Origin of the sequence: Methanobrevibacter sp. (genome assembly GCF_017468685.1) — an archaeon.
GTDB lineage: Archaea > Methanobacteriota > Methanobacteria > Methanobacteriales > Methanobacteriaceae > Methanocatella.
In genome coordinates this window covers 1-22,606 of record NZ_JAFUHT010000003.1, presented here as the reverse complement: position 1 = coordinate 22,606, position 22,606 = coordinate 1, and the positions used below count along the sequence as shown (strand labels likewise).

At 31.5% G+C, this 22,606-nt stretch carries 25 protein-coding genes and 1 riboswitch; of the genes, 18 read left to right on the top strand and 7 right to left on the bottom strand.

The genetic code is table 11. The annotated features are described in order from the left end of the window. The first annotated feature begins 123 nt into the window (after positions 1-123). The 4 genes from IJ258_RS00195 to ribB all read left to right on the top strand — a co-directional run bounded on the left by IJ258_RS00195 (position 124) and on the right by ribB (position 2,419). The gene (locus IJ258_RS00195) at positions 124-711 is read left to right on the top strand and encodes an ADP-ribosyltransferase (protein WP_292801428.1); all 588 of its coding nucleotides are present in this window, start codon (positions 124-126) and stop codon (positions 709-711) included. 1 nt (position 712) lies between these two features. Beyond that, positions 713-1,015, top strand: a complete 303-nt coding sequence (locus IJ258_RS00190; RefSeq protein WP_292801427.1) for a heat-shock protein — start codon at positions 713-715, stop codon at positions 1,013-1,015. A 121-nt stretch (positions 1,016-1,136) separates the two neighbouring features. Then, positions 1,137-1,511: a DUF120 domain-containing protein gene (locus tag IJ258_RS00185; RefSeq protein WP_292801425.1), complete on the top strand. Its 375-nt coding sequence runs from the start codon at positions 1,137-1,139 to the stop codon at positions 1,509-1,511. A gap of 42 nt (positions 1,512-1,553) precedes the next feature. Beyond that, positions 1,554-1,686, top strand: a riboswitch (FMN riboswitch). Positions 1,687-1,735: 49 nt separating this feature from the next. Further along, positions 1,736-2,419: a 3,4-dihydroxy-2-butanone-4-phosphate synthase gene (gene ribB, locus IJ258_RS00180; protein ID WP_292801423.1), complete on the top strand. Its 684-nt coding sequence runs from the start codon at positions 1,736-1,738 to the stop codon at positions 2,417-2,419. Here ribB and IJ258_RS00175 read toward each other — a convergent pair whose 3' ends face one another. The 3 genes from IJ258_RS00175 to gatA form a co-directional block, all read right to left on the bottom strand. Then, positions 2,420-2,824 (bottom strand): hypothetical protein, encoded by a 405-nt coding sequence (locus IJ258_RS00175; RefSeq protein ID WP_292801421.1) that lies wholly within the window; start codon positions 2,822-2,824, stop codon positions 2,420-2,422. After that, a complete protein-coding gene (locus IJ258_RS00170; RefSeq protein WP_292801419.1) occupies positions 2,824-4,317 on the bottom strand; it encodes a DJ-1/PfpI family protein in 1,494 nt (497 codons plus the stop codon). Before IJ258_RS00170 ends, IJ258_RS00175 begins: the two co-directional genes overlap by 1 nt. 91 nt (positions 4,318-4,408) lie before the next feature. Further along, positions 4,409-5,779, bottom strand: a complete 1,371-nt coding sequence (gene gatA, locus IJ258_RS00165; RefSeq protein WP_292801417.1) for an Asp-tRNA(Asn)/Glu-tRNA(Gln) amidotransferase subunit GatA — start codon at positions 5,777-5,779, stop codon at positions 4,409-4,411. Positions 5,780-5,989: 210 nt separating this feature from the next. Here gatA and IJ258_RS00160 point away from each other — a divergent pair, with 210 nt between their 5' ends. The 4 genes from IJ258_RS00160 to IJ258_RS00145 are packed head-to-tail and all read left to right on the top strand — an operon-like array spanning position 5,990 to position 7,818. Continuing rightward, positions 5,990-6,166 carry a hypothetical protein gene (locus IJ258_RS00160; protein WP_292801415.1) on the top strand — a complete coding sequence of 59 codons (177 nt, stop codon included), beginning with the start codon at positions 5,990-5,992 and terminating at the stop codon, positions 6,164-6,166. Continuing rightward, positions 6,163-6,708 (top strand): hypothetical protein, encoded by a 546-nt coding sequence (locus IJ258_RS00155; RefSeq protein ID WP_292801413.1) that lies wholly within the window; start codon positions 6,163-6,165, stop codon positions 6,706-6,708. Before IJ258_RS00160 ends, IJ258_RS00155 begins: the two co-directional genes overlap by 4 nt. A gap of 11 nt (positions 6,709-6,719) precedes the next feature. Next, positions 6,720-7,010 (top strand): hypothetical protein, encoded by a 291-nt coding sequence (locus IJ258_RS00150; RefSeq protein ID WP_292801411.1) that lies wholly within the window; start codon positions 6,720-6,722, stop codon positions 7,008-7,010. A 13-nt stretch (positions 7,011-7,023) separates the two neighbouring features. Next, on the top strand, positions 7,024-7,818 hold the full coding sequence (locus IJ258_RS00145) for an HAD family hydrolase (protein ID WP_292801409.1): 795 nt from the start codon (positions 7,024-7,026) through the stop codon (positions 7,816-7,818). 100 nt (positions 7,819-7,918) lie between these two features. Here IJ258_RS00145 and IJ258_RS00140 read toward each other — a convergent pair whose 3' ends face one another. Continuing rightward, positions 7,919-8,632, bottom strand: coding sequence for a sugar phosphate isomerase/epimerase (locus tag IJ258_RS00140; RefSeq protein WP_292801407.1), 714 nt, complete (start codon positions 8,630-8,632; stop codon positions 7,919-7,921). A gap of 67 nt (positions 8,633-8,699) precedes the next feature. Here IJ258_RS00140 and IJ258_RS00135 point away from each other — a divergent pair, with 67 nt between their 5' ends. From IJ258_RS00135 to albA, 6 genes are all read left to right on the top strand, one after another. Further along, entirely contained in the window at positions 8,700-9,116 is a 417-nt protein-coding gene (locus IJ258_RS00135; protein ID WP_292801405.1) for a PadR family transcriptional regulator, read from the top strand. Further along, positions 9,100-10,143 carry an ATP-binding cassette domain-containing protein gene (locus IJ258_RS00130; RefSeq protein ID WP_292801403.1) on the top strand — a complete coding sequence of 348 codons (1,044 nt, stop codon included), beginning with the start codon at positions 9,100-9,102 and terminating at the stop codon, positions 10,141-10,143. The genes IJ258_RS00135 and IJ258_RS00130 overlap by 17 nt, the downstream gene beginning before the upstream one ends. Beyond that, positions 10,130-11,284 carry an ABC transporter permease gene (locus IJ258_RS00125; protein WP_292801401.1) on the top strand — a complete coding sequence of 385 codons (1,155 nt, stop codon included), beginning with the start codon at positions 10,130-10,132 and terminating at the stop codon, positions 11,282-11,284. Before IJ258_RS00130 ends, IJ258_RS00125 begins: the two co-directional genes overlap by 14 nt. An 11-nt stretch (positions 11,285-11,295) precedes the next feature. Then, a complete protein-coding gene (locus IJ258_RS00120; protein WP_292801399.1) occupies positions 11,296-12,501 on the top strand; it encodes a PQQ-binding-like beta-propeller repeat protein in 1,206 nt (401 codons plus the stop codon). A 59-nt stretch (positions 12,502-12,560) separates the two neighbouring features. Next, positions 12,561-14,090, top strand: coding sequence for a 2-isopropylmalate synthase (locus tag IJ258_RS00115; protein WP_292801397.1), 1,530 nt, complete (start codon positions 12,561-12,563; stop codon positions 14,088-14,090). 197 nt (positions 14,091-14,287) lie between these two features. After that, on the top strand, positions 14,288-14,563 hold the full coding sequence (albA, locus tag IJ258_RS00110) for a DNA-binding protein Alba (protein WP_292801395.1): 276 nt from the start codon (positions 14,288-14,290) through the stop codon (positions 14,561-14,563). Between the two features lie 7 nt (positions 14,564-14,570). On the opposite strand, the gene IJ258_RS00105 is transcribed toward albA, so the two are convergent. Both IJ258_RS00105 and IJ258_RS00100 read right to left on the bottom strand, forming a co-directional pair. Then, a complete protein-coding gene (locus IJ258_RS00105) occupies positions 14,571-15,230 on the bottom strand; it encodes a PHP domain-containing protein (protein ID WP_292801393.1) in 660 nt (219 codons plus the stop codon). Positions 15,231-15,233: 3 nt separating this feature from the next. Further along, positions 15,234-16,262, bottom strand: a complete 1,029-nt coding sequence (locus tag IJ258_RS00100) for a DUF1786 domain-containing protein (protein ID WP_292801391.1) — start codon at positions 16,260-16,262, stop codon at positions 15,234-15,236. A gap of 91 nt (positions 16,263-16,353) precedes the next feature. Here IJ258_RS00100 and IJ258_RS00095 point away from each other — a divergent pair, with 91 nt between their 5' ends. The 3 genes from IJ258_RS00095 (at position 16,354) to IJ258_RS00085 (ending at position 19,655) form a co-directional block, all read left to right on the top strand. Beyond that, the gene (locus IJ258_RS00095) at positions 16,354-17,655 is read left to right on the top strand and encodes a TrpB-like pyridoxal phosphate-dependent enzyme (RefSeq protein WP_292801389.1); all 1,302 of its coding nucleotides are present in this window, start codon (positions 16,354-16,356) and stop codon (positions 17,653-17,655) included. Between the two features lie 603 nt (positions 17,656-18,258). Continuing rightward, positions 18,259-19,038 (top strand): ParA family protein, encoded by a 780-nt coding sequence (locus IJ258_RS00090; RefSeq protein ID WP_292801387.1) that lies wholly within the window; start codon positions 18,259-18,261, stop codon positions 19,036-19,038. Continuing rightward, a complete protein-coding gene (locus IJ258_RS00085) occupies positions 19,038-19,655 on the top strand; it encodes an AAA family ATPase (protein ID WP_292801385.1) in 618 nt (205 codons plus the stop codon). Before IJ258_RS00090 ends, IJ258_RS00085 begins: the two co-directional genes overlap by 1 nt. A 185-nt stretch (positions 19,656-19,840) precedes the next feature. On the opposite strand, the gene IJ258_RS00080 is transcribed toward IJ258_RS00085, so the two are convergent. Further along, complete coding sequence (locus tag IJ258_RS00080; protein WP_292801383.1) at positions 19,841-20,953, bottom strand: radical SAM protein; 1,113 nt, start codon at positions 20,951-20,953, stop codon at positions 19,841-19,843. Between the two features lie 384 nt (positions 20,954-21,337). Between IJ258_RS00080 and IJ258_RS00075 the strand changes: the two genes are divergently transcribed. Then, on the top strand, positions 21,338-22,207 hold the full coding sequence (locus tag IJ258_RS00075; protein ID WP_292801381.1) for a hypothetical protein: 870 nt from the start codon (positions 21,338-21,340) through the stop codon (positions 22,205-22,207). The last annotated feature ends 399 nt before the right edge of the window (positions 22,208-22,606 follow it).

Genomic DNA, 22,606 nt, shown 5'->3' with positions numbered 1-22,606 from the left:
ATCTAAAATAAATATTGTTATAAACTCGTTAAATTGATTTTAAAGAAATGATTAACTTTAAATACTTTTATAATTTAAATATAATTGGTTTTTATATTAATGAGACTCATAGGATTTTTTAAAATGATGAATATTAATAGAATTTGCAATAATTTTCATGATTATTCCGATGATTTTGAAGCCAATAGAATCAAAACAACAAGAAAATTAAAAAAATTATATTCGACACCTAAAAGCTTATCCATAGAAGAAAAACAGTTTTTATTAATGTGGGGGAAAGATTCTTTTCCGCTTTTGAGTTACTTAAGATCCAAATTGAACAATGGTGAAAAAATAGATAATTATCTGGAATTATATAATGAAAACTTAAATAAGGCAATAAATAAATATGATAACATCAAAATTAATTCTATACTACATAGGCGAGTCTTCAATGATTTTTTCATCGAAGATGTTGGTAAAATTGGAATTTTTGAAACTCCTCTTTCAACAACTTTTGATTCAAATTCCAATCTGGAATTCGGTGATTTTCATATCACAATTTTAGCACCTGTTGGAACTAATGGAGCATATATTGAAGAATTGATGTTTGATGAAAGTTACTATCAGCATCTGAATGAATGGTTATTGCCTCAAAACACTAGATATAAAACATTATTTAAGGATTATGACTTAAAAGAAGCAATTATAATGATTTTAGGAGATGAATGAATTGAAATTTAATAGACAACTTAAATACAGTCTATGTGAAGACAAATTAAAGGATTTTCATGAAGATTTAATCATGTTGGATGATTGGATTCCATTTGTTATTACTAGTAATTTGCCTCAGGATGTTTTTTTTAAGTTAGGAAAAGATGTTAAAAACAAAAAAATATATTCAGATAGATTATTACAGCATAAATTGGATAATGGACAATCCGGTTTGAGTTTAGATGAAGTTTTAGAAAATGAGATCCGTGTATTTTTGGATAAATACCCTAAATTCAAGCCACTGTTTTCTGTAAATGAATAATTTGATGTAGATAGTTAATCTTAAAATATTTATTTAAATTAGTAACTTATTTTAAATTAATTATCCTATTAAATATTATATTAGTTATTAAAATTATTTTGATTTAATTAGAGGTTATTTCATGAATATTGATGGTGAAGTTACAACCGGTTTGGGAAAGGCTGCATTTTTCCTATCACAGGAATTTTACACTAACGAATTTAAGAAAAATTTAGGTTTCATTCCATTTCCAGGAACATTGAATGTCGTTGTTGACGACAAATATTTGGATGAAATCAATGATATCAAGGATAATTGCCAAAACCTAATCAAACCAGATGAGGGTTTCGGTGCGGTAAAATACATTGAAGCAGTATTGAATGATAAGGTTAAAGGTGCAATCGTTTTTCCAGCAAAAACCACTCATGAAGAGAATTATTTGGAATTCATCACAGAAAGCAAATTGCGTGATGAATTGAAACTTAATGATGGAGATATTGTAACTTTAGAATTTTAGATGATACCATAAAGTATTTTATATAGTTTTGATATATTTGATAATACGTTCTCAGGGTTGAGTGAAATTCTCTACCGGTGGTGATTTTTAAAATAAAATAAGTCCACGAGCACATTGTGTTGATTTGGTGTGAGTCCAAAACCGACGGTGATAGTCCGGATGGAAGAGAAGTAATTAATGTAGTTATTTTTAGCCCTGGTTCTAGTAAACAAGGAGATATTACTATGAATCAAGAAACAAACTTAGATAAAGCTTTAGAAGCAATTAGAAATGGTGAATTTGTACTAGTTTTCGATGATGATGATAGGGAAGGAGAAGTTGACATGATTATCGCTTCTGAATTTGTAACCCCTAAATCAATTGCAACCATGAGAAATGATGCTGGCGGTTTAATCTGCAACTGCTTACATTCAGATTATTGTGATGCAATTAAATTACCATTCATGGTAGATATTATGGCTGCAGCTTCAGAAAAATACCCTGATTTAGCTAAATTAGCTCCAAATGATATCCCATACGATGAAAGGTCATCATTCTCCATTTGGGTAAATCACAGAAAATCATTCACTGGTATTACTGATGTTGACAGAGCAATGACCATTAGCGAATCTGCATTAATGATGAAAGAGGAAAGATTCGATGAATTCGGTGCAACATTCAGGTCACCTGGTCACGTATGTCTTTTAAGAGGAGCAGATGGGCTTGTTAAAAACCGTCAGGGACACACTGAAATCGGTCTTGCATTATGTGAACTTGCAGGAGTAACTCCAGTCTGTGTAGTATGTGAAATGATGGATGGTGAAACAGGTAAAGCAACATCAATTGCTGATGCTCGCAAATACGCAGAAGAAAATGGCCTCATATTGCTTAGAGGCGAAGATATTATAAATGAATATTTAAAAGAATAGCTAATGACCATGATTAGCTATGTAATTTGCAACAAATTCCATAATTTGTTGATATTTGTAGGAATTATAAATGCTAAATGAGACGTATTTTCCGTCTCTCATTTTAATTTCCAAACCGTTTTTCACTTCTTTTGATTTATTTATAGCTTGCACTTTTTCATATGGAATTCTAAGTGTTTTACTTTTTAGTGCCTTTTCAATATGAATTCCATCGTTCAATATTTTAACTACCTTTACTACACGACGATTTTTATCACTTCCTATTTGAATATCGCCGTTTTCATCAAAAACGTAATCAGGTATTAAACAGCTGGCTTTCCAACCCTGTTTCATTTTTTTCAATACATGTGCACGATCTTTTTTAGTAAGTTTTACACCTTTTTCAGGACTTAAATTAAGTGCCATCATATCACCCTGCTTTTAATTTCTTCAAAGGAATAAATTTTATTGAATTCCACTTCATGGGCCATATTCAATATCAAGTTGATATCAATGTTATTTTCAACTAAATCCATTGCATGGGAGGTGAATAATTCATATCGAATTTCCACTTCAGGTATGAATCCGCGCATATCGGTTGATTTAAGTTTCGGAAGCTTCAAGACATTTTCAACATTTGTGTTGTTCTTGATATATGGCACCACATTGTCGAATATATCGTCATTGTATACTTTATTTAATAAGATTGCTTCTACAGATATTCCAAATTTTTCAAGCATGTTTGCATGGGAAACTAAATCTATTGCTGCAGATTCGATTCCTCCTTTATTTACACCTGAAGCCAGTATCATTGGAATGTTTGATGACATTGCAATTTCAGCTGCTGAAAACGGTACCTTTTCATTTAAAAGACCGGTGAATACGCTCATTACACCTTCTATCAATACTATGTCGTAGTCTGAATGGTTCAATGTATTTATTGTAGATTCGATATCTGCCCATCCGAGATGTCCAATTTTTACTGATGAAAACTCTTCCATCTTGCCTTTTGTCAAGTATAGTCCAGGGATAATATCACGCACATCAGGTCCTACTTTTAAAAGAGCTACCTTATATCCTCTTTTTGTAAGTGCTCCTGCAAGGCCAGTTACAATAAATGTTTTCCCACTGTCGGATCCATTACTTCCAATCATAAGGTATTTTGGTTTTTTAAGAGGTTCAATATTTGGTATCTCAATTCCTGTGTTGATTCCGACTTCCTGTCTTAGGAATTTTTTGACTTCCTTGTTTCTATTGTATATATCATCAGTGTCTGTAGCATCTATTTGTTCTAATAGGTTATTTCTAATAATAGGATTTTCATCCAGTATGCCATGAATCATTGTTCCAATAACATTTCCGTCATCATTGCATGCACCGGAAAAGATATTATATTCGCCTTTTTTGTTGGTATCTCCATAATTCATCCTTTGAACTTGGGAGAAGAATAAAGGCTTTGCATCCCCCTCAACCTTACCGTAGGTATGGGTATGGAATCCGTTAACGTCTTCTGTCTGGTTTTTTGTTATAAATGAGTTGTCATAAACTTTTGCCTTGACACGGTCACTTGTAATCAATGGCGAGAAATCAACATCAATCAGACCCAATCCTGGCTTTACAATAGGCACCGGGGACTTACGTCCGATATCGATTTGATTTGATAATAATTGAAAACCAGCGCATATTCCAACGATAGGTTTTCCGTCACGAGCCATTTTTTTGATTTCAGTGTTTAAATCCATATTGATGTCATTTGACTCTATTAATGTTCCGCCAGGAATTATCAAAGCATCAAGTTCATCAGAAGCTTTATTACCATTAACCAATCCATTTTCACGAACAATATCTGTTGGTAGACATCCAAAATCTTCAAATCCTGGAACTGCACCGTTAATGTATGCTAGCCCTATTTTTGTCATAAAAATAACCTCCTGATAATCTATTGTAATTCAGTTAATATAAAATTTTAGAGGTGCATTTCAAGTGTAAAAAAATTTGTAAAAAAATAGTTTATTGAGTGTTTTCGAAAACACTCATAGCCTTAATAATTTTTTCATCATCCAATGGTTTTGCCTGAATCTGCAATCCGACAGGAATGTCATCAACTTCACCAGCTTTAATGCTTGCTGCTGGAATACCTGCAAGGTTAGCTATTACTGTCAATACATCGTAGGCATACATTTCCATAGGTTCCAATTCAGCACCGATTTCGTGAGGAAGTTTAGGAACGGTTGGACCAACGATTAAGTCAACGTTTTCAAGCATTTTTGTAATTTCATTTCTGATAACAGACCTTGCTTTTAAAGCTTGTTTGTAGTATTTACCACTGAATTCAGCTTCTGCAATATGTGAACCGATTTTGATTCTTCTTAAAACTTCATCTCCACATACCTCTTCAATTCTGGAACCGTAATCCCTTCCATCGTATTTTCTGGTTGCAGAGAAGAATTCCACATAATTGATTAGGTAGTAAGTAGGTAAACATAAGTCAATATAGTCAAAGCTAACTTCAACAAGTTCAGCACCCGCATCGACCAGTTTTTGAATAGCCTTATTGACGGTTTTGTTGATTTCATCATCTGTCACGTCAATGAATTCCTTACAAACAGCTATTTTCATTCCTTCAAGTGAAGTGTCATCCAATACTTCAGTGAAGTCAGGTTTGTCCCAGTCAAGGGTTGTACATTCAGTTTCATCATATTTTGCAATGGTATTCAATGCTAGGGCAATACCGCTAACATCATTTGCCAAAGGACCGATTTGGTCTAGACTCATGGATAAGTCTAAAAGACCTTGTCTTGAAACGGCACCGTATGTAGGTTTGAATCCGACTACACCACAGTGGGATGCAGGGTTTCTGATAGATCCACCAGTATCAGATCCGATGGATATGTCACACATTTTAGCGGCGATTGCAGCTGCACATCCGCCTGATGATCCTCCAGGGATTCTGCCCATAGCAGCCGGGTTTTGTGTAGGTCCGTAGTATGAAGTTTCAGTTGAACTTCCTGCTGCGAATTCATCCATATTCAGGATACCGATGATTATTCCATCTTCTTTTAATATTTCATCAACAACGGTAGCATTGTAGCTTCCATAGTAGTCTTCTAAGGTTTTGGAAGCTGCGGAAATAATCATGTCTTCAACATTAATGTTTGCTTTTATACCAAATACTAATCCAGCTAAAGCACCGACGTCTTCACCATTTGCTATTTTTTCATCAATAGCTTCAGCTTGTTTTAATGCATTTTCATAGTTCAATTCAATGAATGCATTAATTTCTTCGTTATTTTCATCGATAACTTTAATGAAGCCTTCAACATTTTCTTTAGCTGTCATTTCTCCACTTTTAATGGAGTTTAACTTTTCAATAACGTTCATTAAAACACCTTAATAATCGTAAATATAATATTATTATTTTGTTTGTCAATGTTTATAAAGGGTTGTTTTTTTAGTGTTAAAATTTTCTTTGACAATACAATATTGATTTACTCTTATAATATTGCTTTAATTTATAACTTACTAATTTATATATTTTAAAATACTAATTTAATTTGTTTATTTGATTTAATTAGAATTAAGAGGCATATTATGTTTTTATTTGATAAAATTCGCTTGAAATTTCAAAATTTATTTGGCTTTGAAAAATTAAATCCACTTGAAAATTTTGATTTTGATGAAATCTTAGATGATGATAAATTGAATGATAATATCGAGTTGTTCAAAAAAGCTATTGAAAACCATCCAGAATTAAAGGAGGTAATTTGATTGCCATATATCACTGCTTAAATACTTTTGAATCAGACAATGAATATTTAACAGTTTTAAATAATGATTATGATATCATTGCTGATTTGATTGAAGGAACTGATAGGAAAGTTTTTGTTCCTGAGTTTGTTAAAGATGAATATAAATTAGGTAATGTTTTAGCTACATTTCATAATCATTTTGGAGGTGCTATTTTACCATCAAGCACAGATTTCAATAATTCCATTCTCCCTAAACTTAAATTCACTGTAATTACTTCAGATAATATTATTGGTATCATCGTTAAGGACAATGATTTAGAAGGTTTTCAACAATTGATTAACGAATTTAAATTGTTTGAAGTATATCTAAACTTTTGTTTTTCCAATGATGAATTTAACAATATTGAAAGTTTAGAAAATGATTATGAAGGTGACGAATTGAAAAAACAAAGAGAAATACTTTTCAATAGATATATTTCACTCAATATTGAAAAATTTGTTGTTGAATTTAACTATAGAATGGAAAAGTTTAATGTATATTTAATTTATATAAAAATATAGGAGATGTTTATATGTTTAATGAATTAAAATCTTTTGATGATGAATTCACTATTAATGTAGTTGAAATTCTCATTCTTTCTTATAGAAAAGAAAAAAAATCTATTAAGGATAGAATATCTTATGAAAAACATATTAAAAAAATTTATCCAAAAGAGTATGATAATTTTTTAGAATATAAACAAAAAGTTGAGTTAAGGACTCCTAATTTAAAACAAATTTATTTTGATTGGTTAGATGGTAAAATTAAAGATTTGGATTTTAATTATTTTACTCCTGAAGGTTTAAATTTGAGTTTTATGTAAGTATGGAGATAATATGAAAAAAGCTGTAGTATTTGATAACTCAGGAACATTAATTGAAAGATACCGTGTTATTAAGGATGTATTGAACGGCAATATATTCACAGATATCAATTCACTTGATTTAATCGACCAGGCAGATGCCCTGGCATTGGTTGTTTTACAGTTTAACACCAATAAGTTATTAGAATTAGATCAAAACACTTTAATTTCAGATGTCATCAACGAATATAATATCGATTTTGATGTCAGCTTTTCAACCAAGCAGGTTTCAAAGGCTGAAGTCAAGGAGATTCTTGATAATGAAAGTTCCTCAACTATTGCTGATATAACTGACGGTTTTGATATTCTTCGTGAAAAGATTCCTCATATGGAGCTTTGCAATGGTTCTGCACTGATTGTTGATATGGATTTGGGGGTTGTTGCTTACACTATCACTTCTGCAGGCAAATTTTTCCCAAAGGTTTTTGAGACAGTTGAAACCCTTAAATCCCGTGGAATTGAAATATTTATCGCTTCAGGAGACAGAAAGGGAGCCATCAACAGGTTGGCCAACATGCTGGATGTACCTGAAGACAATGCCTATGGTACCGTTTCAACACGTGGCAAATGTGAAGTAGTATCTATCCTAAAGGATGCTGGCTATAAGGTCATGATGGTTGGAGATGGTTTAAATGATATTCTTGCTTTTAAAAAGGCTGATGTCAGTGTATTGACCATAGAACAGCAGGAAGAAGTCTCTCCTAAGATGATGGACAAGACCGACCATATAATTGAGGATATCTTTGAAGTCACTATGATTGACTTTTAATTATTTTTTTATTTTTCCTTATCACTTATAACTTATAACTAAATTTTTTTATTAAAACTTATAACTTATAACTAATAACTTCTAAAAAAATAATAATAAGTTATAAGTTATCGATTACTTCTTTGCTTTTCAGGATATTGTCGAAGTTATTCAGCTCAATAATGGCCGTATCAATCTTTTTAAGTAGATTTAGGTCAAGTGTTCCGTCACCTATCGGAATATGTGAATCTTTAAACCCATCATTGTCATTTAAGTGGCAATAGCTAATGTTTTTTAAGGAAAGCATCTCTTCAAGGTTTCCGCAGGTATTTCCATGACCTGTATCAATTGTCAGTGAACATCCTGTTGCTTCCTGAATCATCTCTATTTCTTCAACTGTGTTTCCTAAAAATTTCTCTCTCACAGGCATGTTTTCAACTGAGATTTCAACATTGGTGTTGTCGATTATCTCTCCAACACTTTCAATTGACATTTCTAGTGCCCATTTTCTAAGGTGTGGTTCGTTTCGGCCAATTATTCCAGGATGTACGGTTATTGTTTTTGCACCAATTTTTTCGGCATACTGTCCGCAGTAAATCATTTGCCGAACACTTTCAGCTCTAATTCCCTTGTTAATGCTTGCAATGTTAATGTCAACTGTTGCTGCATGCATGCGGATGTCAAGGCCACAGTCAATAAATGGAGTGTTGTCTTTTTCATATGCTGGATCTTCTGCAAGTATTTCTATTATTTCAAATTCATGTTTTTTTGCGAGATTGACGATTTTTTCTGTCGGTTCCATGAATAGCGCCAGTGTAGTAAAACCTAATTTCATATTTATATATTAGTAGTGCCCATATAATAAATGTTAATATATATTAAATTTTGACATATGGTGAAATATGACAGAAGAGAAAGATATTAATAGAGTACCTAAAAAGTTAATAAAACATTTTCTTAATGGAGTGACTCATAATTTAATCTTATGGATTATTTCAAAGGAAACTATTCATGGTTATGGAATCATGAAGAGAATAGATAAATTTTTTAACTTTGAAGATGCTGAATGTGACATGACAATCAACTCCAGTAAGATATATCCGATTTTGTCTGCAATGGAAAATAGCGGATTGATTGCTGGGGAGTGGAAAATTAATGAAAATAACAAAAGGGTCAAATATTATTCAATAACTGATGATGGATTAAAAGTTTTGGAAAAAATTAAAAGACAAATGACCATTAATTTATCAAATCCATCATGGCAAGAATTTTTTGAAGATATGACCGGTAAGGAGATTAACAATGAAAAACGCAATTGAAACCGAAAACCTTACAAAGGTTTACAACAATAACTTCACTGCTGTTAATTCTCTTAATTTGGAAATTCCTGATAAAACTATATTTGGAATGTTAGGTCCAAATGGAGCGGGCAAAACTACAACAATTAAAATGTTGACCTGTTTGATACAGCCTACTTCAGGAAAAGCTACTGTTGGCGGATATGATGTTACCAAAAATCCTGATGAGGTAAGAAACCTCCTTGGAATGGTTCCCCAACAGGTCAGTTTATATAAGGATTTGACAGTAATGGAAAACTCACAAATGTGTGCTGACTATTATGGCATTCCTAAGGATGAGAGGGATTCCCGTATTGAAGATTTAATGGAATTGGTTGATATTGAATATGCAAGAGACAAGCGTGTTGGTCAGCTTTCAGGAGGCCAAAAACAAAAGGCTTCACTTGTAGCCAGTTTGGTTCACAGACCGGATATTCTGTTTTTGGATGAACCTACCATTGGTCTTGATCCGACCACAAAACGCACATTGTGGGATTTGATTCGTGAACTGAATGACAATGGCCATACCATTATTTTATGTTCTCATGACATGCATGAAGTGGACATGCTCTGTGATAATGTAGGAATCATAAATACAGGTAATCTTGTGGCATATGATACACCACAGGGCCTTAAAGACACTCTTTTGGAGGAGAATAAAAAAGAACTAACTGATGCATTATCTAAAGTTCATGAAGAAAATGACGATTCAAAACTCGACGAGCTTAAAAATCTCAGCTTAAGAAAAATGTCATTCCTTCTTAAAAATCAGGATGAAAATATCATTTCAAAAATTGAAAATAACGAAAACATCAAAGACTTTGAAATTGCTCGCAATGGTCGTATAAATTTACGAATTGATGCATTTGATGATTTGGCAGTTCATGATATTTTAAATGATGTGATTTCATCCGGTGGTGTAATTAAATCTATTTCCACAGAAGAGCCTTCACTTGAAGATGTATTTATTAAAGCAACAGCAGAGGTGGATGAAGATGCTAGAGCTTAATAAGTTTTGGTGGATGATTAAAAAGGAATTAATTTCACTTAAAAGACATCCAGGACGTTTGGTTTCCATTATTGCATTTCCAATAATTATGATTTTGCTATTTGGTTATGGAATGGGTGGAGAAATGACTGACTTGCCGATACTGGTTGTTTCCCAATCCCATGGTGATTTAACAGACCTTACATTGGATACCATTAAGGATACTGAAACCTATCATGTTGTTGAGGTAATTGATGATATTGATGAGGGAAAGGAGCGTGTTGAATCAGGTGAAGTCAAGGCGGCTATAATACTGCCGTCAGATTATGATAAGGATTCGGCACAGCAAAAATCGGTTATTCTTTATTTGGATTCATCAGATCAGATGGCTTCCCAGATTCTCGAATCTTCTACTCAGGGAATTTTTTATAGATTGTCTAATGTTGTGGCTTCTCAAACTAGCGTTTCAACTAAAGATGCTGAAATTGAACCTTCAATTATACATTCCTTAAATAACTTCAAGGACGATGTAAGCTTGCATATCAACAGAATTTACGGTAATATCAAATACATCGACTTTTTGGTTCCTGCAGTTTTAGGAATGACAATAATGTTCAGCTGTATGATGGGTATGGGCGCAACAATTGCTGGTGAACGTGAAACAGGAGAGCTTGCAAGATTGTTCATGACACCGACATCTGTTTCCACTGTAATCGGTGGTAAGATTGCCGCAAAGCTTTTAATTGAATTGGTTCGTGCATTGATATTGATTGTAATGGCTATTCTGCTATTCAACGTCAGTATTAAAGGTGGAATACTGCAGACATTTATTGTTCTTGTAATTGGAGCATTGTGTTTTGTTTCATTTGGAATATTTTTCTCAGCAAGAACCTCTACTCAGGAGGATTACGCCCAAATTGTCATGCCGTTTTCAATGCCTATGATGTTTGTATCAGGAGTGTTTTATCCGATTGAAACAATGCCGTGGATTTTACAAAAACTGGCTTATATTTTTCCACTCACATACTTAAATGATGCAATGAGGGGAGTAATGCTTAAAGGTCAAACTCTTGGTGATGTATGGATGGATTTAGTTATACTAATCGCTTTTGCAGCATTGTTCTTTATATTAGGTGTAAAACGATTTAACAGAGATGTATAGGAGGTTTAAATATGAATAAAAATCTATTAATTATATTAATCATTGGTCTTTTATGTTTATCTCCAGTTGCTGCAGCAAATTGGAATTCTTTTGCAGGTGGAATCGATCATAATGGATACAGAGAGGAAAGTTCAGATTTTGTAACAAATCTTTGGACTTTTAATATGGAATCTCCTGTTCATGCATCTCCTGCAATATATGGGGATTATCTTTTCGTAGTATCTGAAAATGGTATCCTAAAAGCCATTGATATGGAAACAGGTGAAGAAGAATGGGATTTGGATTTGGAAACAACTTCAAGCTCTTCACCTATAGTGCATAAAAACAAATTATATATAGGTACTGAAGACGGTCTTAAGGCAGTTAACATAAATTCCCACAAAGTCATCTGGGATTATGATTGTGACAATGTAGAATCAACTCCATGTTACTACAAGGATGTAATTTATTTCGGAAGTGATGACGGCCATTTATATGGTGTAAATGATGACGGTAAACTCAAATTCAACAAAAAATTAGGTGATGAACTTAAAACTTCACCGATTGCAGTTGATGATACAATCTACATTGGGTCTAGTGACGGAAAAATGTACAGTATTGGCACTGACAAATCCAAAAACTGGGAATTCACTGTTGGTGATGAAATTCTATCTTCTCCAGCATATGTAAATAAAACTATCATATTTGGTTCCAGTGATGGCAGTATTTACTGTTTAAACAAATCAAATGGGGATGTAGTTTGGAAGGAAGACTTAAAAAATAAGGTTATTTCCTCCCCGACTGTTGATGAGCATGACAACAATGTATATATAGGTTCAGATGAAGGAAATTTCACATGCCTTGACATTCGTGACGGAACAATCAAATGGAGTCATTCAACTGGAGACAAGATCCAGTCAACTGCAGCTTTAAAGGATAATTTAATCGCTTTTGGATCAAATAACGGCTACTTATATGTCCTAAATAAATATACGGGTGCTGAAGAGTTCACTTATAATCCGGGAACTATATTGTTCAACTCAGCTATTACTTCATCTCCTGTAATAAACGGTAATAGTTTATTCTTCGGTGACGATTCCGGTAACGTATATTCTTTGAATATTAATAAGTATGAAGTTCCTGGTTCAACTCAAATGTTTTACTCAATTGCAGTATTGATTATTGTAATCATAGTGGCAATTGTGGTTGTCCGTAAAGTTAAAGGTAGGAAAAAGTAATTTTCCTACTTTTTTAAATTTTAAATATTTTAATTTTCAAATATATTTTTGGTGAAACGATGCAAGATATAGAAACATTAAAACAACAAAATATGAATCTTTCCGATAAGATTTATATTTTTGACACAACATTAAGGGACGGTGAACAGACACCGGGTGTTGCCCTAACAGTAGACGAAAAAATTCAAATCGCCACCAAGTTGAACAATTTAGGTGTTGATAAAATCGAAGTTGGATTTCCGGCTTCATCCCAAGGCGAAATTGAATCTGCAAAACAAATTAAAGCATTGGATTTAAATTCCACATTGGTTGGTTTGGCACGTTCTTTAAAACGTGATATTGATGCTGTTTTGGATGCAGATTTGGGATATGTTCATACATTTGTTGGAACTTCACCTTTGCATCGTGATTATAAGTTAAAAATGAGTAAAACCGAAATTATTGATACCGCTGTTAGTGGAATTGAATATGCTAAAGATCATGGTCTTACAGTTGAATTTTCAGCAGAAGATGGTACAAGAACAGAAAGGGACTTTTTGTTTGAAGTATTTAACCAAGCGGTTAGTGCCGGTGCTGATGTGTTGGATGTTCCGGATACTGTAGGCATATTGACTCCAATTTTAACTCATGAGTTGATAACAGATATTAAAGATAATTTTAAAACTCCAATCAGTGTTCATTTCCATAATGACTTTGGACTTGCTACTGCCAATACTTTAACAGCTATTGAATGTGGTGCCAATCAGGCTCATGTTACTGTTAACGGTCTGGGTGAGAGAACTGGTAACTGTTCATTGGAGGAATTGGTTATGAGCTTGAAATCCGCTTACGGTGTTGATTTAGGTCTGGACACTACTAGATTATATAGTTTATCTAATTTGGTAGGTCGTTTAACAGGAGTTAAAATGCCTGTTAGCAAACCAATTGTCGGAGATAATGCATTTGCTCATGAATCAGGTATTCATGTTCATGGTATTTTGAATAATGCATCTACTTATGAACCGATGTCTCCTGAAATGGTAGGTCATTCAAGACGTATTGTTCTTGGAAAACACACAGGTGCAAATGCTATTAAATCAAAATTAAAAGAATATCATATTGATTTGAATTCTGAACAATTTGATAAGGTTTTTGCTGAAATTAAATCATTAGGTGATAGTGGTAAATGTGTTACTGATGATGATTTGATTGCGATAGCTATTACAGAAATATCTTCAGCTCGTGAAACTCCAATTGTTATTAAAGGTTTAAGCATTTCAATGGGTGCTAATGTTTCACCGACTGCCACTGTTAAACTTGAAATTGATGGTGTCGAAAAAGAAACTGCAAGTACTGGTGTAGGACCTGTTGATGCAGCTTTAAATGCAATTTCTGATCTGATTCATGATACTATTGACATTGATCTTGAAGAATATAATTTAGAAGCTATTACTGGAGGTACTGATGCATTGGCAGAAGTGTTTGTTATCACTTCAGACGATGAAGGTAATAAATCCACCGGTAGGTCTACTAATCAGGATATTGTTATGGCCAGTATTTTAGCAGTTTTAGATTCTATGAATAAATTATTATTAATAAAAAGAGCTTAATTTTAAATTTTTTCATAATTTCTATATTTTTTTATATATTTTTTTATTTTATTTTTTTTGTTTAATTTTTTATTTTTTTATTTATATGCTATTGTATTTTATTCAATATTTTTATTTCTTTGTTTAAATATATTTGATAAATTTTATGTAAAATTTTATATACATTGATAACCTAAAAGTTATATGGTGAAATAAATATGGAGAATAATACAATTTTTGTAGGTAGCAAACCTGTTATGAATTATGTTTTAGCAGTTGTTACACAATTTAATGAAGGTTCCGACAGTGTTCTTTTAAGAGCTAGAGGAAAAGCTATTAGTCGTGCTGTCGACGCTGCTGAAATTGTAAGAAACAGATTTGTTCCTGAAGCGGATGTTACTGATATTCAAATTTCTACTGAAGAAATTGAGAATTTCAATAATGAAAAAACAAACGTTTCAATTATAGAAATTTTAATTGAAAAGAGTGATTAATCTCTTTTTAATCAAATTTCTTTAAAACATTTTTCTCGATTAAATATTTGGAAAGCAATATATTTGAAGTGCCTTTTCCATGAGCCTCTACTTTTCCTTTTTTTATAGCTTTTAAAACACCATCTATATCTTTTTCACATTCTATTAAACTATAGCAATCTCCTACAAATTCCCAATAATGGGCATCACTTGCACCTAATGTTGGAATATTTTCACGTTTTGCCAGATTTTTTGCCTTATTGTTACAGTATCCTATAATGAATCTTGCATTTTTTGTCTCAATTGCATCAATTTTCAAATCTTTATAGTCGCTTTTGCATAAAAGTCCATGGCGATAAAAACAGTAAGGATGAGGAACTATTGCAAGACCACCTAAATCATGAATTCTGTCAATTGTATCTTCAGGTGATAGACCTTGAGGTATGTTTTCCTCACATCCAAAACCAAGGATATGACCTTGTGATGATGAAATTTCAATAGATGGTATTGCCAATATATCTGTGTTTCTCGTTTTTGCAACAATTTCACTTGTTCCATCAACAGTATTGTGGTCGCTAATTGCAAGTATGTCAATATTTTCTCTTCTTGCAACTTTCAGTATGTCATCTATTTTAGAAAGTGAATCCGGTGAATATTCACTGTGAATATGCGAGTCCATCTTATACATTTTCTAACCTAATATTGTTTTTACTAAACCTACTGTTCCAGTCATCATTACATCTCCTCCTGGAGCTGCATGATGCCAGTCAAGGTTTGTTTTTTCTATTAATTCCCTTTTAGGGCCGCTAACTATGACTTTTTCAATTTCAGATATTGGATTTAGAACATGTGCACCATGACCATGATCATTGTATACTTCCTCATGGGTTATTTCTCCTGATGCAAGTCTTTTTATGTATCTTTCCAATGATTCACCAGTTAGACTGGATGTGTGGTGTTCAAATACTCCTTGAATTTTACTGTTTTCAATTGATGCTGCAGTTGTGTGTCCGTTTCCAATATCAATCACGATAAAACTGTTTAATTTTTTTGCAACTTCATCAAAGCACATTCCTGCTATTGAGGCAAATTTTGTATCCATTACGAGTGGAATTTCATCTATTCCTTCATTTTTCACTTGTCTTCTTACTGCATTCATTCTGGTGAAATAATCAGGTAACTCGTCTTTAAATCCGAATTTCAGAGGAGATATTGGTTCATTTATTTTTTCTCTTATTTTTTCAAATCTGAAATCCCTATCTCCCATATTTTCATTATATCCATGATCCTGTACTGCTATGGCAATTTTGTCAAAATCAAATTCCAAATCATATCCCAATAGAAATGAGGATAATTTTGTTATATTTATATCTCCCAATGTGATTTTTGAGTAGTTTGTATAATCTTTGTTTTCTTCTGCTATTTCTATTCCATATGATTTTACTTGTTCTATATTGTCACGTATTGTTTTAGCGCATGTTGGTTCCATTACTACTTTGTATCCTTTTTCCATATGTTCCAGAATCGTATTTTTTATTTTTCCTCCACCCATAATCTCTCCATCAAAATAGAGGTCATTTTCTGTCTGTCTTATTTGTTGGGAGATATATAAGTGAGGTGAAGGCAGAACTAGCTTTATTGCATTTTCTAATTCTTTTTCGCTATCGTAAATCATTATGTCCTGTGTTCCTGTTCCAACATCAATTGCTAAAATTCTCATGATTAAAAGTTGTTTTTTATAATATTAAAATATTAATTGTACTTTTATGTACAACAAAGCTTTAAATAGTACATTTTATTAATATATTATCATGACTTTTAAAATAGAATTATCATCAGATGAAGTGCCTAAACAATGGTACAATATGCTTGCAGATTTACCAACTCCCCTTCCTATGCCTAAAAATAGTGAAGGAAAAGATCAAATCGCAGCTTTACAATTAGCATTTACTAAAGCTGGTTTGGAACAGGAATTTGCAACAGACCGTTATATTTCAATTCCAAAGGAAGTTAGAGAATTATATATGGAAATGGGCAGACCTTCTCCATTAGTTAGAGCAAATAAATTGGAAGAATATCTTAATACTCCAGCTAAAATTTACTTTAAAAGAGAAGATTCCTCTCCAACCGGTTCACATAAGTTAAATTCCGCTATTCCTCAAGCTTACTTTGCTAAAAAAGAAGGTGTAGAAAGATTAACAACTGAGACCGGTGCTGGTCAGTGGGGTACTGCATTATCTCTTGCTTGTAACTTGTTAGATATAGATTGTACTGTTTATATGGTTAAGGTATCATTTAATCAAAAACCAGATAGAAAAAATATCATGAATATTTATGACAGTAATGTTTTCGCTTCCCCAAGTGAAAATACTAAAGTAGGTCGTCAGGTATTGGCAGAAAACCCGGAACACCCTGGTTCACTAGGAGTTGCTATTTCAGAAGCTATGGAAGAAGCATTGGAAAATGAGGAAGTTAAATACTCATTAGGTAGTGTACTAAACCATGTAATGTTGCATCAAACTGTTATAGGTCAGGAATTAAAAACTCAATTGGAAATTGCTGAAGAAGAGCCAGACGTAATGATAGCCTGTGCAGGTGGAGGAAGTAACCTTGCTGGATCTTTATTCCCATTCATTAAAGATAAAATTGATGGAAACTCAGATACTCAATTTATTGCTGTTGAACCTAGTGCCTGTCCAACATTAACTGAAGGTAGTTATGATTATGACTTTGGTGATTCAAACGGATTTACTCCAATGCTTAAAATGTTTACATTAGGCCATGACTTTGTAGCTCCATCCGTTCATGCAGGAGGATTAAGATACCATGGTATGTCACCAATTGTATCTCTTTTAACTAAAGAAGGTTATATTGAACCTAGATCTGCTCATCAAAAAGACTGTTTCAGTGCAGGTATTACATTTGCACGTAATCAGGGTATTGTTCCTGCTCCAGAAACTACTCATGCTATTAAAGTTGCTATTGATGAAGCATTGAAATGTAAAGAAACTGGTGAAGAGAAAACTATTGTTATGAACTTCTCCGGACATGGAATGTTAGATTTAAAAGGATATGCTAGCTATTTTGAAGGAACTATGCAAAATGCTAAATAATCCTTCTCTTTATTTTGTTTATTATTTTTTACTTATAAGTTATAACTTATAAGCTTTTTTATTTTATTGCTTTATTTTTTCTATAAAATTATTATATATTTACATTTGAAATATATCTCTCTATTTTTTGTTTTTATCTCCTAATTATATTTTAATATGGTTTTAATTGCAATTTTACTTAATTTATTCATATTTATTGGATATACTTTTAATTTCATTAGACATTATTTTCATAATTTTAGTTATAAGTTATAACTTATTACATTTAACTTGCAAGTGTTAACTAATAACTTATTTGTGAAAACGAATAATTTATAAGATAGAAGTTATAAAATATAACTTATTTGTTAAAAGTTAGTTATGATAAGTTATTTCTTAAAACTTATTTTTTATAATTTAGAAGTTTTAACTTAAAACTTATTTCCTATCCCTTAGAAGTTAGAACTGATAACTTATTTCCTTTAAGTTTTAATTTAAAAGAGATAACTTAATCCTTTTAACTTATACTGGATAACTTAAAAGTTATTCTTTAGAACTTTGAAATTTTAAGTTATAATTCATAACTGGTAACTTAAAACTTATCAGAAATAGGAGAATTCTTTAATGAGTGAAGTAATTGCGGTGATGAATCAAAAAGGGGGTTGTGGTAAGACAACTACAGTTGTAAATACTGCAACATCTCTAGCAGTAATGGGAAAATCTGTTTTAGTTGTGGATATGGATCCTCAGGCCAATGCTACTACAAGCTTTGGTATTGATAAAACTAAAATAGAAAATACAATATACGATGCTATCATAGGGGATATAAATGTAAAAAAAGCAACAATTCCTACGTTTATTAAAAATTTGTTTATTATCCCAAGTAATATATCCCTTAGTGGTGCTGGAATGGAGCTTTCTAAACGTGAAAATTATCATATTATCCTAAAAGAAACTCTTAAAGATGTTGTACCATTATTTGATTACATATTCATTGATTTACCTCCTTCATTAGGTGTCATAACAGTCAATGCATTAGTAGCTTCAGATAGTGTTTTAATTCCTATCCAAGCTGAGTATTATGCGCTTGAAGGTGTAGCTGATTTAATTAATACAATAAAATTAGTTGAAACTAGGCTAAGAAGTCCCACTCCAATTAAAGGAATTCTCCTCACTCTATTTGATAAGAGAACTAGACTTAGTAAAGATGTTCATAAAGAACTTAAAAACCATTTTGGCGAATCAAATTTATTATTTAAAACAATTATACCAAGAAATATCAGGCTAGCTGAAGCTCCAAGTTTTGGAAAACCATGTTTGATTTATGATCCAGATAGTACTGGAACAAAAGCTTACTTAAAACTAGCTAAAGAAATCATTCAACGTGACGGGGCTGATGAATAATGGCTAGAAAGGGTCTTGGAAAAGGTTTGGATTCATTGATTCCTAATATATATGATGAGGACTTTGACAGTAATTCTGCTCAATCTCTTGAGGATATGATGCAAGAAGAGGAAAGTGTTGAAGAAGTCCTTGAAGATATTGAATCAAAAAAAGATGAAAAATCTGATGAAAATGATGTTTCTAAAGAAGATAGTATAGATGACTCTAGCGAAAAAGACACTTCTCAAGATTTAAAGGATGGAAAAAATGATCAAGAAGATGTTGGAAATTCCGATGGAGATAGAAAAATCCAAGAAAAAGAACCAGATGAAGAAATCAAGGAAGAAACTCAAGAGGAGAATGGCTCATCCGAAGACTTATCTGGCGATAGCAGTAGCGAAGAGAATGTACAAACACCACAAAAAATCGAAGTCAAAGAAGAACATGTAGATGAAGTACGAGAAATTGTTAATAAAAATCCTAGAATCACCCTTTGGTCTTCAAGGTCATCTGCTGTTTTTAGATATTTAAGAAAAACCGAGCCGGAATTTAGTATTTCAAAAGAAGCTTCTGTGCTGATTGAAGAAGCTGTTGCTAAAAAATACCCTGAGATTTGGGCTTTATTTGAAGATTTATAATCTTTCTTTTTTTATATTATTTTAGTTAATGTATATTTTATATTCTATTTTACACTTGAAATTATACTGGGTATATTTTTACAAAATCTATTAATTGTTAAAATTTTTCTATTGTTTATTTTAATTCTACAATATATTATTTGAAAAATTGATTTGTTTAATTGTAATTTAAATGGTGGTAACTTCTAAAAATCAAGAGTTGTTTGAAATTCTCCGCTGATTTTTATATATGGTTCAGCTCTATCCACTACAACACCTAAACTTCTAAGTTGTTCTTTATTGGAGAATGGCATTTTTTTTCGAATAGAAATTATTTGTTTTGCAGATTTTATACCAATACCTGGAACTCTTATCAATTCTATCAATGGTGCTGAATTTATTTCAACAGGGAATATATCCATATTTTCTGCAGCTAGAATTTTTGGATCTTGTGTTAATAATAGATTATCATTATTGTCAAATACTAATTCTTTAACATTGTAATGATAATCATTAAGTAGACTATCTGCATTATATAATTTTGAAGTTCTGTCTGTTGAACATGAATCTTTATTTGAAAATTCAGTTTCTTCAATAGGTGTAAATGCTGAAAAATATGTTCTTTTCAAATCTGAATTTTTGTATATTTTTTCCATTCTACTTAGTATTTCCTTGTCACTTTCATCATTTGCACCGACAATCAATTGTGTGGTATGGGTAGAATTTGGATATGTTGTACTTTTATGTTGATATCTATTAATCCATGATAGACGTTTCAATATATCTTTATTATAATCTTTAGTCGATGATAGCTCAGCAAGTCCAGAAGGTGTTGCAGCTTCAATGTTGATGCTTACTCTATTGGCTAATGCCATTGCTCTTTTAATTGAGTCTCTGCTTGCTCCAGGTACTATCTTTAGATGTATATAGTCATCATAACCGTATTTCATCCGGAGTAATCTGACTGTTTCGATTTGCTTTTCCATTGTGGAGTCCACATCACCGGATATTCCTGAGCTTAAAAACAATCCATTTACCATTCCTCGATTATAATAGCCTAAAAATGCTTTTGCTAATTCTTCTGGTGACAGTTCCAATCTTGTGAAGTTTCTTTTGGATTGGTTGATACAATACTTGCAATCATTTTTACATTTATTGGTTAGTAATGTTTTAAATAATGGTATTTTACAACCATTGCTTCCAATTGCTTCATAGATTCCAGGTAAGTTAACTTGTGAGCTTTTATTATGATTTACATAGTCGCATAAATCATACTGTGCGGAATCTGTTAAGATTTTCATCTTTTCTAGTGTGCTCATATTATCATTATATTCTGTTACTACTTTATTAATTTTTATTTACAATATATTTTTTAATAGACTATTGTTTTTGTCTATTGTAGTGGATATGGTTCAGTATTTACATGTAATATTTTTTAAACATTTGATAATTTTCAATTAACTCCTATTATTTTTCATATTTTCCACAATTTTTTAAATTGAATAAAATGATAAAAAAATCTATTATATACTAGCTTTGTGTAATAATTTAAAATTTTATTCAATAACTGTATAAGTATATATATTAGAATTTATCTAAATATATTTGTTATTTAATAAAACTGATTAAAAATTGTTTACAAATAACACGGAAAAATATTGTTCTATAAGAATATTTAATAAATGAAATGAAAGGTGTCGATGATGAATTTAAAATCTGATATATTAAAATTATCAATAATTTTCATGTTAATTTTAGTATTAATCCCTGTAGCTAGCGCTATGGATTCTAATGATACTTTTTATGAAGAGTATGATTATTCAGATTGTGAAGAAGTCGTCGATGAGGTCGTTGACTATGAAGTTGATGATACTCAAGATTATGAATCTTCAACAGAAGAGGATTATAAAACATCAGATACAGTTGATGAGGATTTAAAAGACTATAATCAAGATTATCAATCTTATTCACATGTCACTTATGAAGATGATGATCAAGTTATAATTCCTGAATTAAATGAAGATGATGTTAGTGTAACTCATAATATTGATGTTATTGAATTAGAAACTATTTATAGTAATGTCATTGAAGATATTAATGATTTAACAGACGATATTAATGAGACAAGTGAGGATGAATTAACATTTGATGAAAATAGTGTCAATGTTCAAGATTCATTTATTTCTAAATATAATATAAAAGTTGATTTTAAATTAATCGACGATTTATTTTATAATGGAATAAACTATTTTGGAATGTCATTTAATAATTATAATCGTTTTATGATGAAATTTTTAGAATTAAAGGACAATCTTTTATTAAATCAAGGCATGCTAATGTATTTTGCTAATCACAAAATTGATGATTCAGAGGAAATACATAGCATAAATAAAATTACTACTGATTATGCATATAACATAGACAATTCTATTGTTGGAGCTGATGCTATAGTTAACTTATTATCTTGTTTTTTTAATTTTGAATCTAATTTTGATACTATTTTTTCTATAACCTTTGGTGATAATTTTTTGATACATGCTGTTTTTATAAAATGTTGCGATATTAAGACTTAAATAATTATAGCCCAGTTCAATTCTTTTTAATCATTGCAAAATGTTTTTTTCTGGTTGGATTTGGGAAATGATAACTTGGTCTGTTCAGTTATTTTAAATTGATGAACGATTTTTCATGGCTGGATAATATAGTTATTTAATTCAATATATCAATACAATTTATAAGAAAGTATCATAAATAAAACCGAAATTTCATCTGCAAAACTTGAATCATTTAATAATTGTCATAAATTCATAGCATACTATAATACTGGTTTAATATAGTTTTTCTCGAAAAGTTTATACCATATAACTGACAAAATAATATTCATGGTTGAACGAAATAAAAAAATTGCAGATCATCTTGAATTGGATGAAATAAAATCCGTGATGAAAGAATATAAGGATTCTTATGACATG

Coding starts and splice junctions, on each gene's coding strand:
- IJ258_RS00195 (WP_292801428.1), top strand. CDS start 124: ATGATGAATATTAATAGAATTTGCAATAATTTTCATGATTATTCCGAT.
- IJ258_RS00185 (WP_292801425.1), top strand. CDS start 1,137: ATGAATATTGATGGTGAAGTTACAACCGGTTTGGGAAAGGCTGCATTT.
- ribB (WP_292801423.1), top strand. CDS start 1,736: ATGAATCAAGAAACAAACTTAGATAAAGCTTTAGAAGCAATTAGAAAT.
- IJ258_RS00175 (WP_292801421.1), bottom strand. CDS start 2,824: ATGGCACTTAATTTAAGTCCTGAAAAAGGTGTAAAACTTACTAAAAAA.
- IJ258_RS00170 (WP_292801419.1), bottom strand. CDS start 4,317: ATGACAAAAATAGGGCTAGCATACATTAACGGTGCAGTTCCAGGATTT.
- gatA (WP_292801417.1), bottom strand. CDS start 5,779: ATGAACGTTATTGAAAAGTTAAACTCCATTAAAAGTGGAGAAATGACA.
- IJ258_RS00160 (WP_292801415.1), top strand. CDS start 5,990: ATGTTTTTATTTGATAAAATTCGCTTGAAATTTCAAAATTTATTTGGC.
- IJ258_RS00150 (WP_292801411.1), top strand. CDS start 6,720: ATGTTTAATGAATTAAAATCTTTTGATGATGAATTCACTATTAATGTA.
- IJ258_RS00145 (WP_292801409.1), top strand. CDS start 7,024: ATGAAAAAAGCTGTAGTATTTGATAACTCAGGAACATTAATTGAAAGA.
- IJ258_RS00140 (WP_292801407.1), bottom strand. CDS start 8,632: ATGAAATTAGGTTTTACTACACTGGCGCTATTCATGGAACCGACAGAA.
- IJ258_RS00135 (WP_292801405.1), top strand. CDS start 8,700: ATGACAGAAGAGAAAGATATTAATAGAGTACCTAAAAAGTTAATAAAA.
- IJ258_RS00130 (WP_292801403.1), top strand. CDS start 9,100: ATGAAAAACGCAATTGAAACCGAAAACCTTACAAAGGTTTACAACAAT.
- IJ258_RS00125 (WP_292801401.1), top strand. CDS start 10,130: ATGCTAGAGCTTAATAAGTTTTGGTGGATGATTAAAAAGGAATTAATT.
- IJ258_RS00120 (WP_292801399.1), top strand. CDS start 11,296: ATGAATAAAAATCTATTAATTATATTAATCATTGGTCTTTTATGTTTA.
- IJ258_RS00115 (WP_292801397.1), top strand. CDS start 12,561: ATGCAAGATATAGAAACATTAAAACAACAAAATATGAATCTTTCCGAT.
- albA (WP_292801395.1), top strand. CDS start 14,288: ATGGAGAATAATACAATTTTTGTAGGTAGCAAACCTGTTATGAATTAT.
- IJ258_RS00105 (WP_292801393.1), bottom strand. CDS start 15,230: ATGTATAAGATGGACTCGCATATTCACAGTGAATATTCACCGGATTCA.
- IJ258_RS00100 (WP_292801391.1), bottom strand. CDS start 16,262: ATGAGAATTTTAGCAATTGATGTTGGAACAGGAACACAGGACATAATG.
- IJ258_RS00095 (WP_292801389.1), top strand. CDS start 16,354: ATGACTTTTAAAATAGAATTATCATCAGATGAAGTGCCTAAACAATGG.
- IJ258_RS00090 (WP_292801387.1), top strand. CDS start 18,259: ATGAGTGAAGTAATTGCGGTGATGAATCAAAAAGGGGGTTGTGGTAAG.
- IJ258_RS00085 (WP_292801385.1), top strand. CDS start 19,038: ATGGCTAGAAAGGGTCTTGGAAAAGGTTTGGATTCATTGATTCCTAAT.
- IJ258_RS00080 (WP_292801383.1), bottom strand. CDS start 20,953: ATGAGCACACTAGAAAAGATGAAAATCTTAACAGATTCCGCACAGTAT.
- IJ258_RS00075 (WP_292801381.1), top strand. CDS start 21,338: ATGAATTTAAAATCTGATATATTAAAATTATCAATAATTTTCATGTTA.